This is a genomic window from Curtobacterium pusillum, from assembly GCF_007680845.1.
GTDB classification, from domain to species: Bacteria; Actinomycetota; Actinomycetes; order Actinomycetales; family Microbacteriaceae; genus Curtobacterium; species Curtobacterium pusillum_B.
Window position 1 is genome coordinate 11271 of the sequence record NZ_VEIY01000001.1, and the last position, 20048, is coordinate 31318.

The 20048-nt window shown below is 67.3% G+C and carries 16 protein-coding genes; 10 read left to right on the forward strand and 6 right to left on the reverse strand.

The window, feature by feature from the left end; translation table 11 throughout:
- Nucleotides 1–304: 304 nt before the first annotated feature.
- Complete coding sequence (locus FS825_RS00045) at nucleotides 305–1492, forward strand: AAA family ATPase (protein WP_144709685.1); 1188 nt, start codon at nucleotides 305–307, stop codon at nucleotides 1490–1492.
- Nucleotides 1485–4010 carry a S8 family peptidase gene (locus FS825_RS00050; protein WP_144709687.1) on the forward strand — a complete coding sequence of 842 codons (2526 nt, stop codon included), beginning with the start codon at nucleotides 1485–1487 and terminating at the stop codon, nucleotides 4008–4010. The genes FS825_RS00045 and FS825_RS00050 overlap by 8 nt, the downstream gene beginning before the upstream one ends.
- Nucleotides 4011–4017: 7 nt before the next feature.
- Here FS825_RS00050 and FS825_RS18480 read toward each other — a convergent pair whose 3' ends face one another.
- Together FS825_RS18480 and FS825_RS00055 are read right to left on the reverse strand one after the other, a co-directional pair.
- Entirely contained in the window at nucleotides 4018–4185 is a 168-nt protein-coding gene (locus tag FS825_RS18480) for a hypothetical protein (RefSeq protein ID WP_186376983.1), read from the reverse strand.
- Nucleotides 4186–4227: 42 nt separating this feature from the next.
- The gene (locus FS825_RS00055) at nucleotides 4228–5604 is read right to left on the reverse strand and encodes an SIR2 family protein (protein ID WP_144709689.1); all 1377 of its coding nucleotides are present in this window, start codon (nucleotides 5602–5604) and stop codon (nucleotides 4228–4230) included.
- A gap of 639 nt (nucleotides 5605–6243) precedes the next feature.
- Between FS825_RS00055 and FS825_RS00060 the strand changes: the two genes are divergently transcribed.
- From FS825_RS00060 to FS825_RS00080, 6 genes are read left to right on the forward strand one after another with little or no spacing between them, the layout of a single operon-like run.
- Nucleotides 6244–7632, forward strand: a complete 1389-nt coding sequence (locus FS825_RS00060) for an NtaA/DmoA family FMN-dependent monooxygenase (RefSeq protein WP_144709691.1) — start codon at nucleotides 6244–6246, stop codon at nucleotides 7630–7632.
- Between the two features lie 33 nt (nucleotides 7633–7665).
- Nucleotides 7666–9294 (forward strand): ABC transporter substrate-binding protein, encoded by a 1629-nt coding sequence (locus FS825_RS00065; RefSeq protein WP_144709693.1) that lies wholly within the window; start codon nucleotides 7666–7668, stop codon nucleotides 9292–9294.
- On the forward strand, nucleotides 9295–10308 hold the full coding sequence (locus FS825_RS18810) for an ABC transporter permease (RefSeq protein WP_222126866.1): 1014 nt from the start codon (nucleotides 9295–9297) through the stop codon (nucleotides 10306–10308).
- Entirely contained in the window at nucleotides 10305–11165 is an 861-nt protein-coding gene (locus FS825_RS18815) for an ABC transporter permease (RefSeq protein WP_222126867.1), read from the forward strand. The genes FS825_RS18810 and FS825_RS18815 overlap by 4 nt, the downstream gene beginning before the upstream one ends.
- Complete coding sequence (locus FS825_RS00075) at nucleotides 11162–12880, forward strand: dipeptide ABC transporter ATP-binding protein (RefSeq protein ID WP_144709697.1); 1719 nt, start codon at nucleotides 11162–11164, stop codon at nucleotides 12878–12880. Before FS825_RS18815 ends, FS825_RS00075 begins: the two co-directional genes overlap by 4 nt.
- 24 nt (nucleotides 12881–12904) lie before the next feature.
- Nucleotides 12905–14110, forward strand: a complete 1206-nt coding sequence (locus FS825_RS00080) for an acyl-CoA dehydrogenase family protein (RefSeq protein ID WP_144709699.1) — start codon at nucleotides 12905–12907, stop codon at nucleotides 14108–14110.
- Nucleotides 14111–14238: 128 nt separating this feature from the next.
- Here the strand turns inward: FS825_RS00080 and FS825_RS00085 are convergent, their stop codons facing one another.
- Together FS825_RS00085 and FS825_RS00090 are read right to left on the reverse strand one after the other, a co-directional pair.
- Nucleotides 14239–14754 (reverse strand): fibronectin type III-like domain-contianing protein, encoded by a 516-nt coding sequence (locus FS825_RS00085; protein ID WP_186376984.1) that lies wholly within the window; start codon nucleotides 14752–14754, stop codon nucleotides 14239–14241.
- A 380-nt stretch (nucleotides 14755–15134) separates the two neighbouring features.
- Nucleotides 15135–16463 carry an NtaA/DmoA family FMN-dependent monooxygenase gene (locus FS825_RS00090; protein ID WP_144709703.1) on the reverse strand — a complete coding sequence of 443 codons (1329 nt, stop codon included), beginning with the start codon at nucleotides 16461–16463 and terminating at the stop codon, nucleotides 15135–15137.
- A gap of 107 nt (nucleotides 16464–16570) precedes the next feature.
- Between FS825_RS00090 and FS825_RS00095 the strand changes: the two genes are divergently transcribed.
- Together FS825_RS00095 and FS825_RS00100 are read left to right on the forward strand one after the other, a co-directional pair.
- Nucleotides 16571–17185, forward strand: a complete 615-nt coding sequence (locus FS825_RS00095) for a TetR/AcrR family transcriptional regulator (RefSeq protein ID WP_144709705.1) — start codon at nucleotides 16571–16573, stop codon at nucleotides 17183–17185.
- Nucleotides 17169–17756 carry a TetR/AcrR family transcriptional regulator gene (locus FS825_RS00100; protein ID WP_144709708.1) on the forward strand — a complete coding sequence of 196 codons (588 nt, stop codon included), beginning with the start codon at nucleotides 17169–17171 and terminating at the stop codon, nucleotides 17754–17756. The genes FS825_RS00095 and FS825_RS00100 overlap by 17 nt, the downstream gene beginning before the upstream one ends.
- Here the strand turns inward: FS825_RS00100 and FS825_RS00105 are convergent.
- Both FS825_RS00105 and FS825_RS00110 read right to left on the reverse strand, forming a co-directional pair.
- Nucleotides 17750–19420 (reverse strand): amidohydrolase, encoded by a 1671-nt coding sequence (locus tag FS825_RS00105; RefSeq protein ID WP_144709710.1) that lies wholly within the window; start codon nucleotides 19418–19420, stop codon nucleotides 17750–17752. The two genes, FS825_RS00100 and FS825_RS00105, sit on opposite strands and share 7 nt — an antisense overlap.
- Before the next feature lie 77 nt (nucleotides 19421–19497).
- On the reverse strand, nucleotides 19498–20046 hold the full coding sequence (locus FS825_RS00110; RefSeq protein ID WP_144709712.1) for a hypothetical protein: 549 nt from the start codon (nucleotides 20044–20046) through the stop codon (nucleotides 19498–19500).
- Nucleotides 20047–20048: the final 2 nt, after the last annotated feature.

Sequence of the window (20048 nt, forward strand, 5' to 3'; positions counted from 1 at the left end):
ATGACCCGGCACTGGTGCTCGTCAAGGCTGCTGACGTCGTCCCTCTGATGAGACGCAGACCCATGCAACAAGCGACATCTGTACGCAACTTCGTTCAGCGCGGTGAGATCGCAGCAGGGACCATGCCGACGCATCGCGGAACTGGTCAACGCGCCGACGCACGCGCCCGAGACCGAACCTCCCACGAAGCCCGACAGGTGCTTCACGGATATCCGGCGCATCTACAGGCCTGAAGTGCCTCCAGAGCGCTCGCTCGTACCCGTATGGTCCCCAAAATGTCCGAAGAAGGCCCTAGCATGTCCTCATGCAGTACTCCTCGATCATCCGAGCTCTCAGCAGAGCAGCGCTCGTTGACGGCAACCACGACGTCGTCACGCATCAGCTCGGTCGGCTCGTCGCCGCGCTTCGGAAGGATGACGACGCCGACGCAGTCGCGCTACAGAAGATCCTCGATGCTGCCGCTACCCCCAGTCGGTCTGCACCGACCCGCGTATCTCGCAGCGCATCGGCAACGCTTGAGCGGATGAAGCCCGGCGTGCCGGTGCCCGTGGACCCCGACAGCTCGGCGCCGTTGGCAAACGTCATCTTCCCCACTGACAACACCGCTGTCGAACCGGTCTTCTCACCAGAAGTGACGAATGTCGTTCAAGCGCTGACCCGTGAATGGGAACATCAGGACGAGCTGCTCGCCGCTGGTCTGCGTCCCTCGCTGACCGCGTTGGTTTATGGACCGCCGGGAACCGGAAAGACCACACTCGCGCTCCGCTTGGCGAAGCAGCTGCAGCTACCCGCAGTGATCGTCCGGCTCGACGGCCTCATCAGTTCGCTGCTCGGAACGACCGCTCGGAACCTCGGGGCGTTGTTCGATTTCGCGAACCGGTACGACTGCGTGCTCATCCTCGACGAGTTCGACGCGATCGCGAAGGTTCGAGACGACCCGAACGAAGTAGGAGAAATCAAGCGCGTCGTGAACGCGTTGCTCCAGAACCTGGACGGGCGATCACGGGCCGGAATCACCTTCGGACTGACCAACCATGAGGCGCTGCTCGACCCGGCCGTCTGGCGTCGCTTCGAAGTGCAGGTGCCCATCCCCCTACCAGGTCCGGTCGAGCGGGCCGCCATTGTGGAGGCGTCTCTGGGTGCCGCCCCCGTGGCACTCTCCGAAGCGAAACTCATTGCCTGGTTGACAGACGGCATGTCCGGGGCCGAAGTGAGCACCGTGTGCGACAAGTGGCTGAAGCGACGCATCGTCGACGCCGACACCGATGCCAGCCCGGCGGACGTGGTCGTGCAAGCGGTCGCAACGACCGCCGCACGGTACGGCACCTCGGCGGCGTCCAGATTCTCCAACCGCGACGAACTCATGATCGGTCTGGCTCGCGATGCCGACGCCCGATTTGCTCAGGCCGACATCGCACATCTGCTCGGTGTCAACGTCAAGACCGTCCGTCGCCGTCTGAACGAACCGCAGAGCGAGGTCGCGCATGACTAATCAGCCCATCCAGGTCGTGACGAATCCGAGCCGCTTGCAGCAGCGGCGGGACAAGAATCCCCCGAACTCCGCTGGCACGGACTTCTTCGAGGGAGACCCGGACGGGTTCGAGCGGCACCAACGGAACTTGGCGATGCAGATCGCCGGCATCTTGCAGGTGCTCTCCGACCCTGCCTACGAAGACGAGTTCGGTGGGCTCGGATACGTGCGCGTACGCATGCGTTCGCGTGCGATCGCCAAGACCCACCGGCCGCAAAAGGCGTTGTTCCGCAAGCGTGCGACCCCCCACGTGGCAACAGCGCGGGTCGGTGAACCGATCTTCGCGTGCACACCTGCTGGCCTCCGCGAGGTCCTTGAACGCCTCGTCCGGGCCGAAATTGACGTTGCCGTGAAGGTGCGTCCCGATACGGGGAACGAGTTCCTCGCACCGACTCGAGCGCGATGCGAAGCGTCGGCTATCGAGTCGGTATCACTCTGGTCGGATGCCGACAAGCGTTCCTTCGGCGCGGACGACGCCGTTGACTGGCTGAGTCGTTCGGGAACGGGGGGCCGCTACGAAGTCGACCTGTTCCCGATGAGCGGAGCCGGCACTCAGTCACGCCAGCTGCAGGAGGCGGGGAAGCAAGCGGTGCGGGCGTTGCAGGCGACGCTCGCAGCCGCGCACGTCGAGGGGACGACGCAGCCGGTGCGTGGCATCGGTTCGGCCCGTTCGCTGAACCTCGGCGTCGTTGAGGGATCTCGGTCCGGGACGCTTGAACTTGGGATTCTGTCCGACCAGATCGGTACGTTGCTGCGCGCTGCGCCATTGCGCGATCTGTCACGGAACGCTGAAGCCCACGCGCGCGTTCTCCATGAGCTCGGACGCAATCCGTTGGTGCGGTCCGTGTCACTGCCGTCCGTGGTCTCCCCGCGACCGAGTTCGACTGCGCCGGCCAACGAGCTCAGCATCGCCGAACTCCCGCCGGTGGCAGCCAGTTCCGGTTCCATCGTGGGCGTAATCGATGGCGGTGTCGGCGCTGTTCTCGAACCCTGGGTCGCGGATCGGTGGGGTGTCATCGCCGACGTGGACATCGACGCGGCCCACGGCACTTTCATCAGCGGGCTCCTCGTTGCAGCCGGCCCGTTGAACCCGGAGTCGATGGATCCCACTCGTAGTGGGTGCCGCGTTGTCGACGTCAACGTGCTTCCCGCCGACGCCGGCGGCACTGCACTGTTTGACCGGTACTACCCCGGCGGGACTCCTCAGTTCCTCGACGAGATCGATGATGCGGTGAAGTCCATGCGTGAACGCCATGGTGTGCGCGTATTCAACCTCAGCATCAACTTCGACGGTCCTGGCGACGACGGCCGATACGGAGCGACTGCCCGACGGCTCGACGAGATCGCTCGCGCGTACGACGTGATCTTCGTTGTGTCCGCTGGCAACCTGCCAGAGTCAGAACGACGCGCCGAGTGGTCCAACGACGCGACAGCGACCCTCGCTGCACTGGCTCGTGAGACCCGAACTACGATCACCGAGCCGGCAGAAAGCCTGTTCAACGTCGCAGTTGCTGCGTTGAACCCGCCCGGCCTGCCCGGTCAGGTCGGTCATGCCCTCGCCCGATACAGCCGCCGCGGCCCAGGGCTGCGAGGCGCGACGAAGCCGGACCTTGCGCACATTGGAGGCAGCGGCACGGACGACGCCGTCCGAGGCAGCGGCCTCCGTTCTCTCGACACTGATGGGTCTCTGGTGACGGGTGCTGGCACGAGTTACGCCGCTCCGCTGGTTGCTCGAGAGCTCGCCGACCTCGACGCAGCGATCGACGGTCCCGTCCCGCGGGAGACGCTGCTGGCGCTCCTCATCCATGACGCCGAGATGCCGAAGGCACTTCAGCGACGGCCGTTGGACGCCGTCGCGACTGACCTGGCGGGGTTTGGTGTCCCGCGACAGACAGCGAGCACCCTCGAACGTCCCGATTCGGAAATCGTGATGGTGTTCAACAGCACCGTTCTGCCTGGCGAGGAGCACAATTTGACGTTCGCCTGGCCGGCCGCATTGGTCGACGACGGCAAGTGCCGCGGGTACGCGCGGCTGACGCTAGTCGCTCGGCCGGTCCTTGCGTACGAGCACGGCGACGAGCGAATCCGCGTGAACATCGACGCGAAGCTCATGCAGGAACAAGACGACGGAGGCTTCAGCAACGCGCTGCGCGCGGTCCACCACCCGAACGCCTCCGCGAACCCACGGGGCGAGAAGGAGCTCCTGGCAGAAGCGCACAAATGGCAGGTGGTGAAGAGCTTTGACACCCCGCTCATGCGCGGTCGGGGGAAGAGCTCGACGTGGAAGTTCCTCGTCGAGTACCTCACCCGTGCGGAAGAAGACCTGCCGGTGGCTGGAGTCGAGTTCGCGGCCGTCCTGACGATCGCCGATCCGAAGGGCGACGCCCCTGTGTTCCAGCAGATGCGTCAGCAGCTGGGAACGCTCGGTATTCGGACTGCAGACATCCGTTCTGGTGTCAGGACCCGCGTCGGAGTGTGAGCTGCCCCTACTTCTCCTTCGGCTGCGACTTCGGAGGAGTCTGCGGAGCGGCCGACTTCGCCGCCGAAGCGCTGCTTCGCGTGACGTAGCGACCCGTCGTCGGGCTGATCCGCGCGCCACTGACCCGGAAGGCGCCGTTGCCGAGGCTTTGGAACGAGCTGCTGTTGTTCGCCATCGTTGTCTCCTCCTGCTGTCGATAGTAGTTGTGTGCGGCTGATCAAGCGATGGTTTCGCTGAGGCGTTCGCTCCACGCGTTTGCGATGTCGAGTGCCTGCTCGAACCACATCGCCTTGAACTCGGAGAAGCCTTCGGCAGATCCCGGGAGCCCGACACTGAGCACCGCGGTTGCGATGTCGGGCAGTCCGACGAAGGAGACACTGATCGGCACTGCGAACACTGTGCCCCACCGGTTGGTTCCGGCCGGGTCGAGGTTCTGAAACTCGATACTTTCCGCACCGAGGGTGCGACCCGCGACCCACGCACTGTCGTGACCGCTGGGTACCCGACGGATGTCGTCTGCTGACCGATACGTCCGGTCCTGCGAGGCGTACCGGCCGACGTTTCCGGCACCGTCCGCCAGCCACAGGCTGACTCCGAGCTGATCGACATCGAACGCGTCGCGGAGGACCCGCGCGTCGGCGTTGAGCAGCTCGGCGTACTGCGGTTGTAGCTCGTTGAAGCGGGCCGAATGTGCGTCCCACAGCTCGGAAGCACGCTCCTGCGGTGACCGGTAGTGCGGCAGATGGAGGTGGCGAAGCTCTCGGATGATCTGCGCCGCGTCGGTGAAGTCTTCGAGGATGATCGGTTGCAGCCCGGCAGCTCGCCATTGGCTGGCGAGGGCGCCTTTGATCTCGTCGAAGCCTTCGCGGGTCACGCCGAACGCTTGCCGGGCGAGCAACACGAGGGCGGCGTTGCCGTCGGGTGCGCCAGCGAGAGCGACATGCAACCATCGCCGGACGTCGGGGTCCCGATAGGACGTACCCGCGATGACGATGGCGCCATCTTGTGCCGACTGGCTCAGCAGTCGCTGCTGCCAGCAGTCCTGATCGCCGAGAAGCTCGTTGTAATCGGACAGAGTGAGCACGACGCTTCTGCTGCGAGACGGTGAGGCCATACCGTGCAGATGATGCACCACGTACGCCGCGGCGGATCGTTCCTCGTCGACGCGGCCGTCCGCGGTGCCCTCGATGCTGATCGCGTCTTCGAGCAACGTGTCGAAGTTCAGCGTCACGACGGTGGTCTGATCGGTTGGTCCGGCGAGGGCGTGCCCTGCAGTAGCCAGATGCAACGATGACGGTGTGAGGTCTTGCAGGCCCTGATAGAGCGCTGTCCGGACGCGATGATCCCAACGGTCCAGAGTGTTCCGCGCGGCTTCGGCGACGAGGAGCGGATCCTGTCTCCGCACGAGCTCCTGCGCGGCACTCTCCGATGACACCGCGCCACTCTTCAGAAGCAGCCGAACAGCGAGCTCGTCCCACCCGGGTAAGCCAGACGACGTCGACGCGCCGGCACCGAGCAGCAAAGTGACATGACGATCGACACCGGAGTCCTTGAACGGGGCCAAGACGTCCGCGGTCAAATCAGGGGCGCTCACCTTCGCATGCTCTCATACCGAGCGGTCTTGACGTGGGCGCGGAGCTGACAGCGGTCGACTTCAGCTGCTCAGTCCGCGCTTTGTCTGGTGATGTCTGCTTGTTGCAAAGTGAGCCGTTGGACGACCGTCGGACAGCGCAACTCGTGCGAACGGGGCTGGTCGGGCTGCGTGACGGCGTCATGTGCCAGCAACGGCAGGATCCGCCTGGTGCCACCGGTTGTTCCATCCCTCACAACGAGTGTTGTTTCGCGGCGACGTCAACCTCGCGCCAGATCGCGAGACCGCACCTGACGAGCGAGGAGGTCGCGGACTGGATCACGAAGCAGTACAAGGGCAGCGTGATCCCGGTGAACCACGTGGGCTGATCCCGTCGCCAGACGGCGTCGGGCTGCCCGGGGTGCGGTGCCGATCTGCACCGCACCCCGGTCGTCATCGGTGCGGCGAGCCTTCGCTGCGCAGCACGGGATGACGCACCGTGACGTCGGCCGGCCCGCATGTTTCGTCCGCTGACGTTGCGTGACAGGTGTCGTCCAATTGTGACGACGTGGTTCGCTTCGCCGGGGTGATCGTCGCAGGCTGACCGAGGCGGCGCACCAGCCTCGCCATCCGCCCGACGCAGCCCCGGAAGGCAGACACCTGATGTCCCGCGAACTCATCTATAACGCGTTCCTGCACCTCACGCCGAACCACCACAGTCACGGCTACTGGCGCACTGCGGAGGGTGACGTGCAGCGCGGCTACTCGAAGCTGCAGCCGTACGTGGACGTCGTCACGACCCTGGAGCGCGGGCGCATCGACAACCTCTTCATCGCCGACGTCGTGGGTGTGTACGACCTCGAGTTCGGCGACGGCGACGCTACCATCCGAGCCGGTTCCCAGTTCCCGGAGCCGGACCCGGTGTCGATCGTGTCGGCGCTCGGCCTCGTGACCGAGCACCTCGGGATCGCGGTGACGAGCAACATCATCCAGAACCACCCGTTCTCGTTCGCTCGGCAGCTGTCCTCGCTCGACCACTTCACGGACGGCCGCGTGGGGTGGAACATCGTGACGTCGTACCTGAAGAACGGGTTCCGGAACTTCGGGTACGAGGACATCGTCGGCCACGACGCGCGCTACGAGTGGGCGCAGGAGTACATCGACGTCGCGTACAAGCTGTGGGAGCACTCGTGGGAGGACGGTGCCGTCCTGCACGACGCAGCGACGAACCGGTTTTTCGACCCGGAGAAGATCCACACGATCGACCACGTCGGCGAGCGCTACCGGGTGCAGGGTCCCCACATCGTCGAACCGTCGCCGCAGCGCACGCCAGTGCTCTTCCAAGCAGGCAACTCGCCCGCCGGCCGCGAGTTCGCGGTACGCAACGCCGAGGTCACGTTCCTGCCGTCCGCGACCCCAGACGCTGCCCGGCGTGACATCGCGGTGCTCGATGCCCTGGCACGCGAGCGGGGACGCGACCCGCGCTCCCTCAAGAAGATCGTGACGCTGTCTACCGTCATTGGTGCGACCGAGGACGAGGCGAAGCGGAAGCAAGCGCACCTGCACGAGCACATCGACTACGCCGCGCTCCGGGCGTTCCTCAGCGGCGGCAGCGGGATCGACCTGTCCAGCATCGACCCGTCGACGACGCTGCGGGAGTTGCAGGAGCGATCGGAGTTCGGCGAGCACGTCCGGTCCTCGTTCCGCGCCGCGGTCGACGGCCACGGCGAGGACGTCACATTCGCCGACTACCTGCGCGACAACGCGTTCCTGCCCGGTCGGTTCGCTGGTACACCCGACCAGATCGCCGACGAGGTCGAGCGCTGGGCGGCTGCCGGCGTCGACGGGTTCAACGTCGTGCCGGTGACCACCCTCGGCTGGTGGGACGAGTGGGTCGACCAGGTCGTGCCCGTCCTGCAGTCCCGCGGTCTCGCCCAGCGCGAGTACGCCCCCGGCACGCTCCGCCAGAAGCTCTTCCGGAACGGCGACGCTCTCGACCCGACGCACCACGCGCACGGCGTGCGCATCGGCGAGACCGCTGCCACCCGCTGATCCCGACCACTCCCTGCTGAAGGAACCCCTCCCGTGAAGAACACCAGGACCAAGCTCGGCACCGTTGCCGCGATCGCCGCCGCGGCAGCGGTCGTGCTCTCCGGTTGCGCCGGTGGCGGCGGAGCCGCAGACGGTACCGGCGAGCCGATCTACGACTCGACGATCACCTACGTCCATGCCCAGGAGCCGCCGTGCATCTGGGGATCGTGGGTGCAGGAGGCGTACCTGTCCCGCCAGGTGTTCGACTCGCTCGTCGCCTGGGGCGACAGCGGCAAGGCGGTGCCGTGGCTCGCGACCAAGTGGTCCGAGTCCGGGGACCGCAAGGACATCACCTTCACCCTCAAGGCCGGGGTCACGTTCACGGACGGCACGGCGTTCGACGCCGACGCGGTCGCCGCGAACGTGGACTACTGGGTCAAGAATCTGGGGTGGAACTCGTTCTCGTACCTCACCGGTGCGACCGCGAACAGCGACGGCACGGTGACGCTGCACCTGTCGAAGGCGAACCCCGAGATCTACCGCGAGCTCGCGAACGGGCACTACGGAATCCAGTCCCCGAAGGCGCTGGCGGAGAACTCCGAGGCGCAGAACTGCCAGTACCCGGTGGGGACGGGCGCGTGGAAGGTGAAGAAGTGGACGAAGGGGCAGGACATCCTCTTCGAGCGCAACGACGACTACGCGTCGGCGCCGGCTGACGCGAAGCACAAGGGTCGGGCGTACGAGAAGTACCTCGACTGGAAGTTCGCCTCGGACGCGACGTCGCGCTGGAGCGCCCTGACCACGGGGCAGGCGCAGGCGATCTACGATCCGCCGTCGACGCAGTGGGCGACCGCGAAGCAGGACTACACCGTCTCCACGTTCGTCACCGGCGGCCGGCAGCAGGCGTTCTCCTTCAACGTCCAGCAGGGACCGTTCACGGACGAGAAGGTGCGCAAGGCCTTCGTCTACGCCGTGGACCGCAAGCAGATCGTGAAGAGCGTGTTCAAGGGTTCGGTGCCGTTCGAGGGCAACGGCTCGCTCAGCCCGAACAACCCGTACTACCTCGACCTCAACGACACCTACGGCTACGACGTCGACAAGGCGAACGCACTGCTCGACGCTGCCGGGTGGAAGAAGAACGCCGACGGCATCCGCGAGAAGGACGGCAAGGAGCTCGAGGTCAAGCTCCCCTACGGCGCCGGCCCGATCGTCAGCCAGGACGGCGCCACCGCGCTGCAGGCCGTCCAGCAGCAGGTGAAGAAGGTCGGCTTCAGGCTCGACCTGATCCCACTGACGCAGACGCAGCTGTTCTCCGGGCAGTCGCAGGCCGCCGACGAAGAGGACATCGCCTTCGGGTACTGGGTCTGGCCGGCACCGAACATCCTCGACATCGTCTACAACGCCGGTACCGAGGACGCCCCGAACGGCAACAACACCACGCACTTCGACGACCCCGCCGTCCAGGCGAAGATCGACGCCGCGCAGGTGGAACCGGACGAGGAGAAGCGGAAAGCCGACTACCAGGAGCTGCAGCGGTACTTCAACGACCACGCGATCGCGGTCGGGTTCTACGACTTCACGAACACGGTCGTCGCGTCCAAGGACCTCAAGGGGTTCCGCCAGGACCAGGGCAGCAACGGCTTGCCGATCTTCACCGACGCCTACCTCGTGGGGAGCAAGTAGATGACCGCCGTCGCGGTCCGGCCGGGAGGCTCGGCTCGGCTCCGCCCCGCGGGCTCCGGTGGACGTGGGGTCGCCGTGGCACGTGGCGTCCTCCGCCGTCTCGGCTCGGCTGTCTTCGTCCTCTGGGGCACGGTCACCGTCACCTTCATCGTCCTTTCGGTCTTGCCCGGCAGCCGGGCGACGATCGTGCTCAACGTGCAGTCCGGGCAGACGACGGTGCGGACGGCTGCGGAGATCGCCCGGGTGAACCACGAGTACGGCTGGGACCGGCCGCTCGTGGTGCAGTACCTGACGTACGTTGGCGGACTGTTCCGTGGTGACCTGGGGACCTCGTGGGAACTGAAGCGGTCGGTGTCCTCGGTGATCGGAGAGCAGTTCGGGCCGACCATCACACTCGCGGTGGTCTCGCTGTTGCTGGCATGGGTGCTCTCCGTGCCGTGGACGCTCTGGACAGCGGGGCGGGGCGGACGGCTGCGGGGCATCGGGTCGGCGGTCGAGACCGTCGTCGCGGGCCTGCCGCAGTACTGGGTCGGCATCATCCTCCTGCTCGTGTTCTCGGTCGGGCTTGGTTGGTTCCCCGTCCTCGGCGGTGCGACGTTCGCCGGCACAGTCCTTCCCGCTTTCACCCTCGCGATCCCGCTCGCGGGGTTCCTCGGGCAGGCGACCAGGACCGAGTTCGACCGGGCCGTCCGGCAACCGTTCGTCCTGTCGGCGAGGACCCGCGGGATGACCGAATCGGCCGTACGGCGGCGTCACGTGCTGCGGCATGCACTCATCCCGGGCATCACGCTGTCCGGGTGGGCGATCGGGAGTTCGCTGTCCGGCGCGGTGCTCGTCGAGTCGGTGTTCTCACGTCCCGGCCTCGGCAACGTGCTCGTCACTGCCGTCTCCGACAAGGACCTTTCTCTGGTCATGGGGATCGTGATCCTGATCAGCCTCGTCTACGTCGTCGTCAACATGGTCATCGACGTCGTCTACGTCCTCGTCGATCCTCGCCTCGGGGGTGCTCGGTGACCGGGACCGTCGTGGGCGTCCGTGCCGAGACGCTGCGCAGCCGCTCGCGCTCCTTCGTCCCGGTGTCGGTGATCGCAGCCGCTGTGGTGGCGCTGTTCTTCGTCGTGGCGGCGATCGTGCCGCAGCTGGTCGCCACGCGGTCCCCGCTCGACATCGACCTCTACAACACCCTGAGCGCTCCGTCCGCTGCCCACTGGCTCGGAACCGACGACGCCGGGCGGGACCTGTACAGCCGGATCGTCTGGGGGACCAGGACGTCGCTCCTCATCGGCATCGGCGCGATGGCGGTCTCGCTTGTCATCGGGCTCGCGTTGGGGTTTGCGTCGGCGCTGACCCCGCGGTGGATCGGAAGTCCGATCGACCGGTTCCTTGAGATCCTTCTGGCGTTCCCGGTGCTGTTGCTCTCGCTGTTGTTCGTCGCGCTCCTCGGCCCCTCGGCATCCAGCCTTGTGATCGCGGTCGGCATCGGCTCGGCGCCCGGCTACGCGCGGCTGATCCGAGCGCAGGCGCTCGGGGTCCGGGACTCGGGGTACGTCGAGGCGGCACGCGCACTCGGGCACACCCGCACCACGATCTTCGTGCAGCACGTGTTCCCGAACGCGTTCCGGCCGCTGGTTGCCCTCATCGCGCTGGGTATCGGCCAGTCGGTCGTGTGGGCCTCGGGCCTGTCCTTCCTCGGCCTGGGCGTCGCGCCTCCGTCGTCGGAGTGGGGTGTGCTCCTTAACGCGGGCAAGTCGCTCATCACCACGGCGTGGTGGCTCGAGGTCATGCCCGGTATCGCCATCGTGCTCGTCGCGCTGTCGTTCACGCAGCTCGGCAGGTACTTCCAGGACCGTTCAGAAGGAGTCGCCCGATGACCGCGCTCGATGCACCGACGATCGATCGGCCCGACGACGTCCTGATCGACGTCGTCGGGTTGGACGTGTCGTTCGACACCCCGGACGGCGGTCGGAAGCACATTGTCAAGGACGTCGGGTTCACCTTGCGCCGCGGACAGTGCGTCGCGCTCGTCGGCGAGTCGGGATCGGGCAAGTCCGTGACTGCGCGCTCGATCGTCGGCCTGGCCGGTGAGGGGTCGCGCGTCTCCGCCACGACGCTCGCGCTGGAGGGCGAGTCCCTGCTCGGGCGACCGGAGTCGTGGTGGCGGCGGGTGCGGGGTCGGCGTGTCGGGTTCGTCCTGCAGGACGCACTCGTCTCGCTCGATCCGCTCCGACCGGTCGGGAAGGAGATCGAGGAGGCGTACCAGCTGCACGGCGTCGGCGACCGTGCCTCGCGCCGTGCCGCGGCGATCGAGGTCCTCGACCGCGTCGGTGTCCCGGAGCCGGATGTCCGTGCCCGGCAGCGAGCGGGGGAGCTCTCCGGTGGGCTCCGCCAGCGAGCGCTCATCGCTTCGGCCATCGCCCTCGACCCGCAGGTCATCATCGCGGACGAACCGACCACCGCGCTCGACGTGACCGTCCAGGCGCAGATCCTCGGCGTGCTCGAGGGCATGATCGCCGAGGGGCGCAGCGTCGTCCTGATCAGCCACGACCTCGCGGTGGTGGCGCGGCTCGCGGACGAGGTCCTCGTGATGCAGGACGGTCGGATCGTCGAGTCTGGCACGACGGATCAGATCCTCGACGACCCGCAGCACCCGTACACGCGGCAGCTCATCGACGCCGTGCCGAGCGAACACACGAAGGGGACTCGACTCGCACCGGAAGACCCGTCACGCCGGAGCGCCAGTGAGCTCTTCCCGCCCCGGGCGTCCCTGGAGCGGGAAGCGGAGCGCGGACACCTGCTCGAGGTCCGTGACGTCGTGAAGTCGTACCGCGGTCCGGATCGGGTGTCCCGCCGCGCGGTCGACGGCGTCTCCTTCCACCTCGACCGCGGTGAGACCCTCGGCATCGTCGGCGAGTCCGGATCCGGCAAGAGCACGGTTGCGCGGATCGCGTTGTCGCTCGTCCGCCCGGACAGCGGCGACGTCCTGTTCGGCGGTGCGCCGTGGACGACCGCATCACAATCGGCACAACGTGCTGTCCGGCGCGGGATCTCGGTCGTCTACCAGGACCCGCTGAGCTCGTTCGACCCCCGCTGGCGTGTCGGTCGCATCCTCGAGGACGCGGTCCGGCTCGGTGATCCCGGGCGTGCGAACCGATCCCGCGAACGCGTAGTCGAGTTGCTCGAGATGGTCGGTCTGGCCGAGGCCAGTATCGACGTCTGGCCCCGAACACTGTCCGGCGGTCAACGGCAGCGCGTCGCGATCGCCCGAGCCCTCGCCACGAACCCCGAGGTCGTCGTCCTCGACGAGGCGGTCTCGGCGCTCGACGTGTCCATCCAGGCGCAGATCCTGGACCTGCTGCAGGACTTGCAGGCCCAGCTCGGCGTCAGCTACCTGTTCATCTCGCACGACCTCGGGGTGATCCACCACATGAGCGATCGCGTCGTCGTGATGCAGCACGGGCGTGCCGTCGAGCAGGGCACAGCGGACGACGTGTTCACGCGGCCGAAGGACCCGTACACGCGGCAGTTGCTCGAGTCCCTCCCTCGACTGCAGTACGCCCGGCTGCACCAGGCTGCTCGACGTCCCTGAGCCGAACCCCTACCCGGAGACCCGATGACCGACACCACTATCCACACTCAGGCGACGCGCACGCCCCTCGGGGTCCGCGCTGCGGTCCGTACCGTCGCTGCCCGTGCGGCGAGCGACGCCGTCCGCCGAGAGCTCGAGGACGCGTCCCCGGCCGAGACGGTGCGGGCGCTCGCCCGGGCTGGACTCGGAGCGTTGCGCGTGCCCGTGTCGTTCGGCGGCGCCGGCGGGACGGTCGGCGACCTGGGCGAGCTCCTCGTGGAGGTCGCCGCGGCCGACTCGAACCTCACCCAGATCGTTCGCGGCCACCTCGGCTTCGTCGAGTTCCTCCTTGCCCGTCCGGCGGAGCCGGTCCGTGACGAACTGCTCCGCGCGGCCGGACGCGGAGAGCTCTTCGGTCCGGCGGCATCCGTCCACGCAGGCGGCGTCGGTGGGTCAGCGCCCGCGACGACGATCATCGACACGTCCACGTGGCTCGACCGTGCCGAGGGTGTGCGCCTGTCCGGCGAGAAGTACTACACCACCGGCAGCCTGTACTCGGAGTGGATCAACGTCCTCGTGATCGAGGACGGCGCGGTCTTCGAGGTCGTCGTCCGGAGCGACGACCCGGGTGTCACGATCATCGATGACTGGGACGGCATCGGCCAGCGTGCGACCGCCAGCGGAACGACACGCTTCGACCGTGTGGAGGTCCGCGTCGGTCACGTCCTGGCGTACGACGTCCCGCGGCTCTCCGAGCGCCTCGGCGCCTTCTACCAGTTCGTCCACTCCGCGACGCAGGCCGGGATCCTCCGCCGTGCTTCTGACGACCTGGCCGACGTTGTGCGTGCGCGTCGCCGCTCGTACCCGCTTGCGACCGAGCCCCTGCCCGGACACGATCCGCAGGTCCTGCAGGTGGTGGGCGAGGTGGAGAGTGCGGCGTTCGGCGCTGCCGCGAACGTCGATGCGGTCGCCAGGGCGTTTGACCGCATCGCCGGTGCCGAAGACGCCGGCGGTCTGGACCGGGTCGTCCTGGCGTCCGCAGCGGCGCAGGTCCGCAACACCGCACTCGCGGGGGAGGGACTGTGGCGGCTGTTCGACGCGGCGAGTGCCTCGGCCGTGGTGCGCGGGGCCGCGCTCGATCGGCACTGGCGGAACGCCCGGACCATCTCGTCGCACAACCCGGTCGTGTACAAGGCTCGGCTCCTCGGAGACCACGCCGTGAACGGAACGCTGCCGGACGGGAGCATCTGAAGCTCGTCGTCGGTTCTGTCGGGTCGCACGCGCTTCGCGCACAGTGAACGGCGGAACGCGGTGGCCCGGCGGTGACGGACGGGAGGCGCTGTGTACGACGTGCGCAGCGCCTCCCGTCCGGAACGTGGTCAGGCCGCGGCGGTCAGCAGGAGGCGGTCGACGTCGGTTCGCTCCAGGGGGACGCCCGGCATCTCGATGAGCGACACGAGTGGAACGCTCAGGACTGAGTCCGCACCGGTCTCGTCGGCGAGCAGGTCCGCCATGCGTCCGCGGATCCCGCCACGCTCGGCCAGGAGCGCCTCGAGGGCCGGGCCGGCCTTGGGATCGTCGCGCCACTCCGCGAGGCTCGAGTAGACGTCCAGCGGGACGCGCACCGGCGTGCCCGGCACGTCCACCTCTGCGCTCAGGGCGACGTCACGGGAGGACCGGCCGACGACGACGCGGAGCGCCCCGCCGGAGAACACCCAGCCATGCACGCCGGTGTGCCAGCGCTGCAGGTGTTCGCGCGGCACGGCGATCGGGATGGTCGTGCTCTCGCCGGCATCGAGGCGAACCTTCTCGAACCCCCGCAGTTCCCGGAGGGGGGACCGGAGACCGGGTTCGACGTGCTCGACGTAGAGCTGCGGAACGGCGAAATAGCCCAACGTGCCGCGATGGTGGAGGACGCCACGGATCAGGAGTTCATGGGGAAGTGGGCGCGGACCGGACTCTGGGGCACCCCCTTGTACTTCGCGGACGCTCTTCAGCGGTGGCCGCGCCTGTACGGCGACGCGATCAAAGCGCTCCTCGGTTCCGGCGCGCGAACTTCGCACGGCGCTTTGGTCGGTCCGAACATCGAGGTACGCTTCGAGCGCACGAAGCCGGCTAGCCTCCAATCGGGAACATCTGACGCGCATCACGGGCGCCTCCGCTCGCAGCCGACTTCCGACGGGTCACTCGGCAGAATTTTGCAAGACCCCACGCGGAGCATGTGCTGCTGGTTCAGCTCCTAGGCAAGCGGAGTGCAGCACCCGGGCAACAATGCTCACCCTAGCGTTCGCGGGTCGCGACCGTAGCGCGGGGCAGCGCCCAGGTGTTCCCGCAATGTCGCACCCTCGTAGTCAAGGTGGAACAAGCCGCGGGCTTGCAGGAGGGGAACAACCTCATCCACGAACGCGTCGATGCCATCGTGGAATGCGTCGATCTCGAGCGAGAACCCGTCGCACGCCTCCGCCTCGAACCACTCCTGCATGTGGTCGGCCACCTCTACGGCGGTTCCGGCCACCACGGGGTGATAGTCAATCACCCCATGCGCGATGACGTCACGGATGCTCCACCCCTGTCGCACGATCGCGAGGGCGTGATCGGAGCGCGGGTCGGAGAGGCTGGCCACTGCGCGCTCGCGCAGAGGCTCGGGAACGGGTTGATCGATGTCGAGGGCGTCGAGCGGAACACCGATCATGGCCCCGAGATACGACACGCGCTGACGGATATCGATCGACTCGTCGAGTCGGCGTCGCCGCGCGAGAGCGAGCTCCTTCGTGGCAGCGAGGGTCGGCATAAGCCCAGGGAACACCTTAACGTCGTCGGGGTTGCGGCCCGCCGTTACGGCCGCGGCGCGCAGATCCTGACGGTGTGACCGTGATGTCTCGATGTCGTAGGGGTTCGCGTACACACCGTCCGCGTAGCGGCCAGCCAGATCGAGGCCATTAGCACCTCCTCCGGCCTGGAAGATCACTGGCTGCCCCTGCTCGGAGGGCGGGATGGGAAGGGGCCCTCGAGCACCGACGTACTGCCCCTGGAGGTTGATCGGCTGAATTTTCGAGGGATCGGCAAAGACTCCCGACTCGACGTCGGCGATGAGGGCGTCCTCCTCCCAGCTGCCCCACAATGCTTCGACGATCTGCACCATCTCGTGCGCCCGGGCGTACTTCTGCGCACGGGGCGGTACCTGGGCACCGAAGTTTGCGGCAGCGGCCAGAGACGAGGTGGTGACGGCGTTCCAGCCGACCCTGCCGTGACTGATCACGTCGAGGGCTTTGAACTGACGGGCAATATTGTACGGCTCGTTGAAGGTGGTGGAGGCGGTAGCCACCATGCCGATGCGGCTCGTCTCGCGGAACACGGACGCCATGATCGAGAATGGCTCGAGTGGCATCATCGATGGCTGATGGGTGAGATCCACATCGAGCACGGGGGTGTCGGCGAGGAACAAGAACTGCAGCTTGCCCCTCTCGGCCGCTCGCGCATGCCGCACGAACGCATCCATGTCCATGAACGATCTCGGCGCCGCGCCGGGAAGCCTCCAGGCGCCGGGCTGGTTGCCCCAGCCATTCGTCATTTGGATGCCGAGAATCATCTGCCTTGCGGCCATAAGCGCCTCCTCCGAAGCGGAGACTGTCTCCGCTAACGACATTGACTATACGGAGCCGTTCTCCGTATAGTCAATCGGGCGAACCGATCACCGGTGGAAGGACGTCTGTGTCAGCACGCGAGGTCGAGATCCGGTCGCAGCGGTCCGATGCAGTGCGCAATCGCATGGAGATCATTCGGGTGGCGCAGACTCACTTTCGCGAGCGCGGTATGGATGCCTCCCTCGATGCCATTGCGCGCGAGGCCGGAGTGGGTGCCGGAACGCTCTACCGTCACTTCGCCACCCGTGACGACCTCATCGCCGCGGTGCTCGACGTCCACGACGAAGCGATGGTGAGCCGTATCGCTGAGATCGACGAGATCGCGGATCCCGGTGAAGCACTGGAGGCGTGGCAGACGGCGCTCGAAGGCTACTTCTCGGGCTATCGGGGTTTCGTGGGGCCGTTCGGCCAAGCACTCGACACCAAGTACTCAGCCATAGCGAACGCGTGCAAGTGGCTGATCTCCACATCGGCCCGCCTGCTGCAGGCCGCGCAAACGACAGGATCGGCGCGATCCGACTTGAGGGGCGAGGACGTCTATCTCTCCGTGCTCACGGTCGCCTGGGCGAGCCAGGCCGCATCGGCCGAGGCCGTCGACGGGATGCGCCGGATCATCCGACGCGGGATCGCGGGCCCCCGCTCGCGAGACGCTAGTCTCGATGATCATGCCCAGGGTTGTTGACCACGACGATCGACGTAGCGAGATCATCGCGAAGGTCTGGCGCCTCATCTCGGAGTACGGCGTCGATGCGGTGACCACGCGCCGCATCGCGGAGGAGACCGGGTACTCGAACGGGCTCCTCCGCTACTACTTCCCGAGCAAAGATTCGGTGATCGTGGCGGCGTTCCAGCACGTGTTCGACGCCACCAACCGCCGCGCTGAGGCCAGCGCCTCGCTGCGCGGGATCGCCGCCCTGCGCGTACTCGCCGTCGAAATCCTCCCCCTCGACGAGGAGCGACTGGCTGAGGCACGGGTGGTGATCGCGTTTTGGCAGCGGGCGCTGCACTCCCCGGACGAGGCCGGGCTCTATGCCGAGCGCATGGCCGAGTGGCGCGCTGACTTCACCCGCTTCCTCGAACAGGCCCGCGACGACGGCCAGATCGCCTCGTCCATCGAGATCCCTGTGGTGATCGACGAGTTGCTCGCCATGCTGATGGGTGCGCAGATCCTGGGACTCTTCTCCCCCGAGGAGTCGTCACAGGAACGCCAGCTCGCCCAGCTCGACGGGTTCGTGCAGCGCCTTCGTCACTGACGAGCGGAGAAGACCTGTCGCCCTTCGAAGAATGTTTCGAGCACCACGGTGTTGTGGATGTCGTTCGCGGGGATCTCGAACAGATCCCGGTCGAGTATGGCGAAGTCGGCCGAGAGGCCGGTGCGGATGCGGCCCGTCACGTCTTCGAGGCCCATCGCCCGCGCCGGGTTCGCCGTGAACACCGCGATGGCCTCGGCCACGGTGAGGGCCTGCGACTCGTTGAGCACCGCGTCGATCGCGGGATCGGGGTTGCGGCGGGTGACGATGGTCTCGAGGCCCACCCATGGATTGGGTGTCGGCAACGAGCACGGCCAGTCAGAGCCCGCAGCGAGCAGCGCTCCGCTGTCGAGCAGGTCTTTGTTCGGCCAGCTGCTCTCGATGGTCTCGGCGGGGATCTGCTGCCCGATGCTCTCCTGGATCACGCCGGGGTACCAGATGTGCGGCGACGCGTCGGGCACCACCCCGAGGGCGGCGAACCGGGGAACGTCATCAGGGTCGATGAACTCGGTGTGTGCGATCTGGAAGATCGGGTCGTCGCCCCGCTCGGCGCGGATCTGCTCGACGGCGTCGAGCACCACGCGGGTGGAGGCGTCGCCGGTGGCGTGCAGTTTGGCGTTGAGGCCGTGATCCGTGACCTCCCGAAGAGCCTCCACGAGCTCCTGCGTCTTCCACAGGGTGTCGCCCCGGAAATCCGGATCCTCGGTGTGGTCGTGGCATATGTAAGGAGAGAGCATCGCGGTGGTGCGGGTCATCGGCACACCGTCGAGCACCACCTTCACGAAGTCGGGGCGCACGTGCGCGGTGCGGTGGGCCTCGCCGATCGGGTACAGTTCGGTTCCGGTAGGCCCGGGTTCGAGGAACGGGCGGATGGGCATCGACGCCACCACCCAGGCCGTGACCTGCCCCTCGTCTTCCAGCGTGCTGAGCCCCTCGAACATGCTGGGCATGCTCGCCGCCTCCTGCACGCTCGTGATGCCGAACGAGTTGAGGCGCTTGAGGGCTGTGCTCAGGGAGACCTTGTTGCGGGCGGCCGGATCGGCGACCGCGGCATCATGGGCGGCTTCGACATCGCCCGAGGCCATCTCGTGCAGCACGCCCGTGAGCCGGCCCTCGTCGTCGCGCACGTAGCGGCCTCCCTCTGGATCGGGGGTGTCGGCCCCCACACCCATGGCCGCGAGCGCCGCGGAGTTCACCCAGCGGTTGTGCATCGAGTCGTCTCGCAGCAGCACCGGGCGGCCGCCGGCCGCCTCGTCGAGAGCGGCCAGCGCTTCAACATCGTAGGTGACGGAGTCGAGAACTGTGCTGCCCACGATGCCGCCGACGATCCACTCCCCGGGTTCCAGGTTCTCGGCCCACGCTCGAACCTTGCCCAGCACCTCCTCCTTCGAGTCGGTGGGCTGCAGCGGCAGCTCCCACGCTTCCAGGGTGCCGCCGAGAATCAGATGGGCGTGCACATCGCTGAGGCCCGGGAGCACGAAGGCCCCGTCGAGGTCGCGCACAACGGTGTCGGGTCCGGCGAGCGCCGCGATCTCGGCGTTCGAGCCGACGGCCACGAACGTGCCGTCTTGACAGGCGAACGCCTCAGCCCAGAGGCCGGCTTCGCCGTCGGAGGTGTAGATGCGCGCGTTGAGCACGACGAGCTCGGGGCGGGTACCTGCGGACATGAATGGCTCCTTCGAGAGATCAGGGTAGGGCGATCGGGGGTGAGAAGTGGAGCAGGTCGTGGTGGGACGCGAGGCGGTCACCCGTGAATCGGCATCAGCACAATCGCGGCGGTCATGAAGATCACCTCCCCGAGGTGGGCGGCGCGGTGCCGCCGTGACAGGTGCCGGGGGTGCTCCCGAGGCAGTTGCCGGTCGGGTATCTCGCGCAGGTGCTGGACAATGCTGCCGAGCGCCAGCACCACCACGGCGGCCACGAGCGCGCCGTGCAGCAGCCCCACACCGCCAGACGAGTGGGCGTGGGCGGGTGCGCCGGTCGCCCCGGCCGCGGGTCGGTCAGCGCCGGCGGCCATCACAAATAGACCCGCCATCGCCACGAGGCTCACGCCGCGATGAACCATCAGGAGCGATGGCGCACGCCCCAATGCGGCGAGCATCGCAGCCACCAGCAGCACTGGGACGAGCAGCAGCCACACGATTCCGGTTGCGGGCAGCATCGCCATCGCGAGCATCGCGCCGAACATAACAAGGCACGGCACGATGCCGGCCAGGATGCGCCGCTCGCCTGAGCCAACGAAGCAAACCGCTGCCGCGCCCGCTGAGCACAGCATCGCCACGGCCATCGTCATCG

Excerpts from the sequence above, each read along its gene's own strand:
- FS825_RS00045 (WP_144709685.1), top strand. The coding sequence starts at position 305 with ATGCAGTACTCCTCGATCATCCGAGCTCTCAGCAGAGCAGCGCTCGTT.
- FS825_RS00050 (WP_144709687.1), top strand. The coding sequence starts at position 1,485 with ATGACTAATCAGCCCATCCAGGTCGTGACGAATCCGAGCCGCTTGCAG.
- FS825_RS18480 (WP_186376983.1), bottom strand. The coding sequence starts at position 4,185 with ATGGCGAACAACAGCAGCTCGTTCCAAAGCCTCGGCAACGGCGCCTTC.
- FS825_RS00060 (WP_144709691.1), top strand. The coding sequence starts at position 6,244 with ATGTCCCGCGAACTCATCTATAACGCGTTCCTGCACCTCACGCCGAAC.
- FS825_RS18810 (WP_222126866.1), top strand. The coding sequence starts at position 9,295 with ATGACCGCCGTCGCGGTCCGGCCGGGAGGCTCGGCTCGGCTCCGCCCC.
- FS825_RS00075 (WP_144709697.1), top strand. The coding sequence starts at position 11,162 with ATGACCGCGCTCGATGCACCGACGATCGATCGGCCCGACGACGTCCTG.
- FS825_RS00080 (WP_144709699.1), top strand. The coding sequence starts at position 12,905 with ATGACCGACACCACTATCCACACTCAGGCGACGCGCACGCCCCTCGGG.
- FS825_RS00090 (WP_144709703.1), bottom strand. The coding sequence starts at position 16,463 with ATGGCCGCAAGGCAGATGATTCTCGGCATCCAAATGACGAATGGCTGG.
- FS825_RS00100 (WP_144709708.1), top strand. The coding sequence starts at position 17,169 with ATGCCCAGGGTTGTTGACCACGACGATCGACGTAGCGAGATCATCGCG.
- FS825_RS00105 (WP_144709710.1), bottom strand. The coding sequence starts at position 19,420 with ATGTCCGCAGGTACCCGCCCCGAGCTCGTCGTGCTCAACGCGCGCATC.
- FS825_RS00110 (WP_144709712.1), bottom strand. The coding sequence starts at position 20,046 with ATGACGATGGCCGTGGCGATGCTGTGCTCAGCGGGCGCGGCAGCGGTT.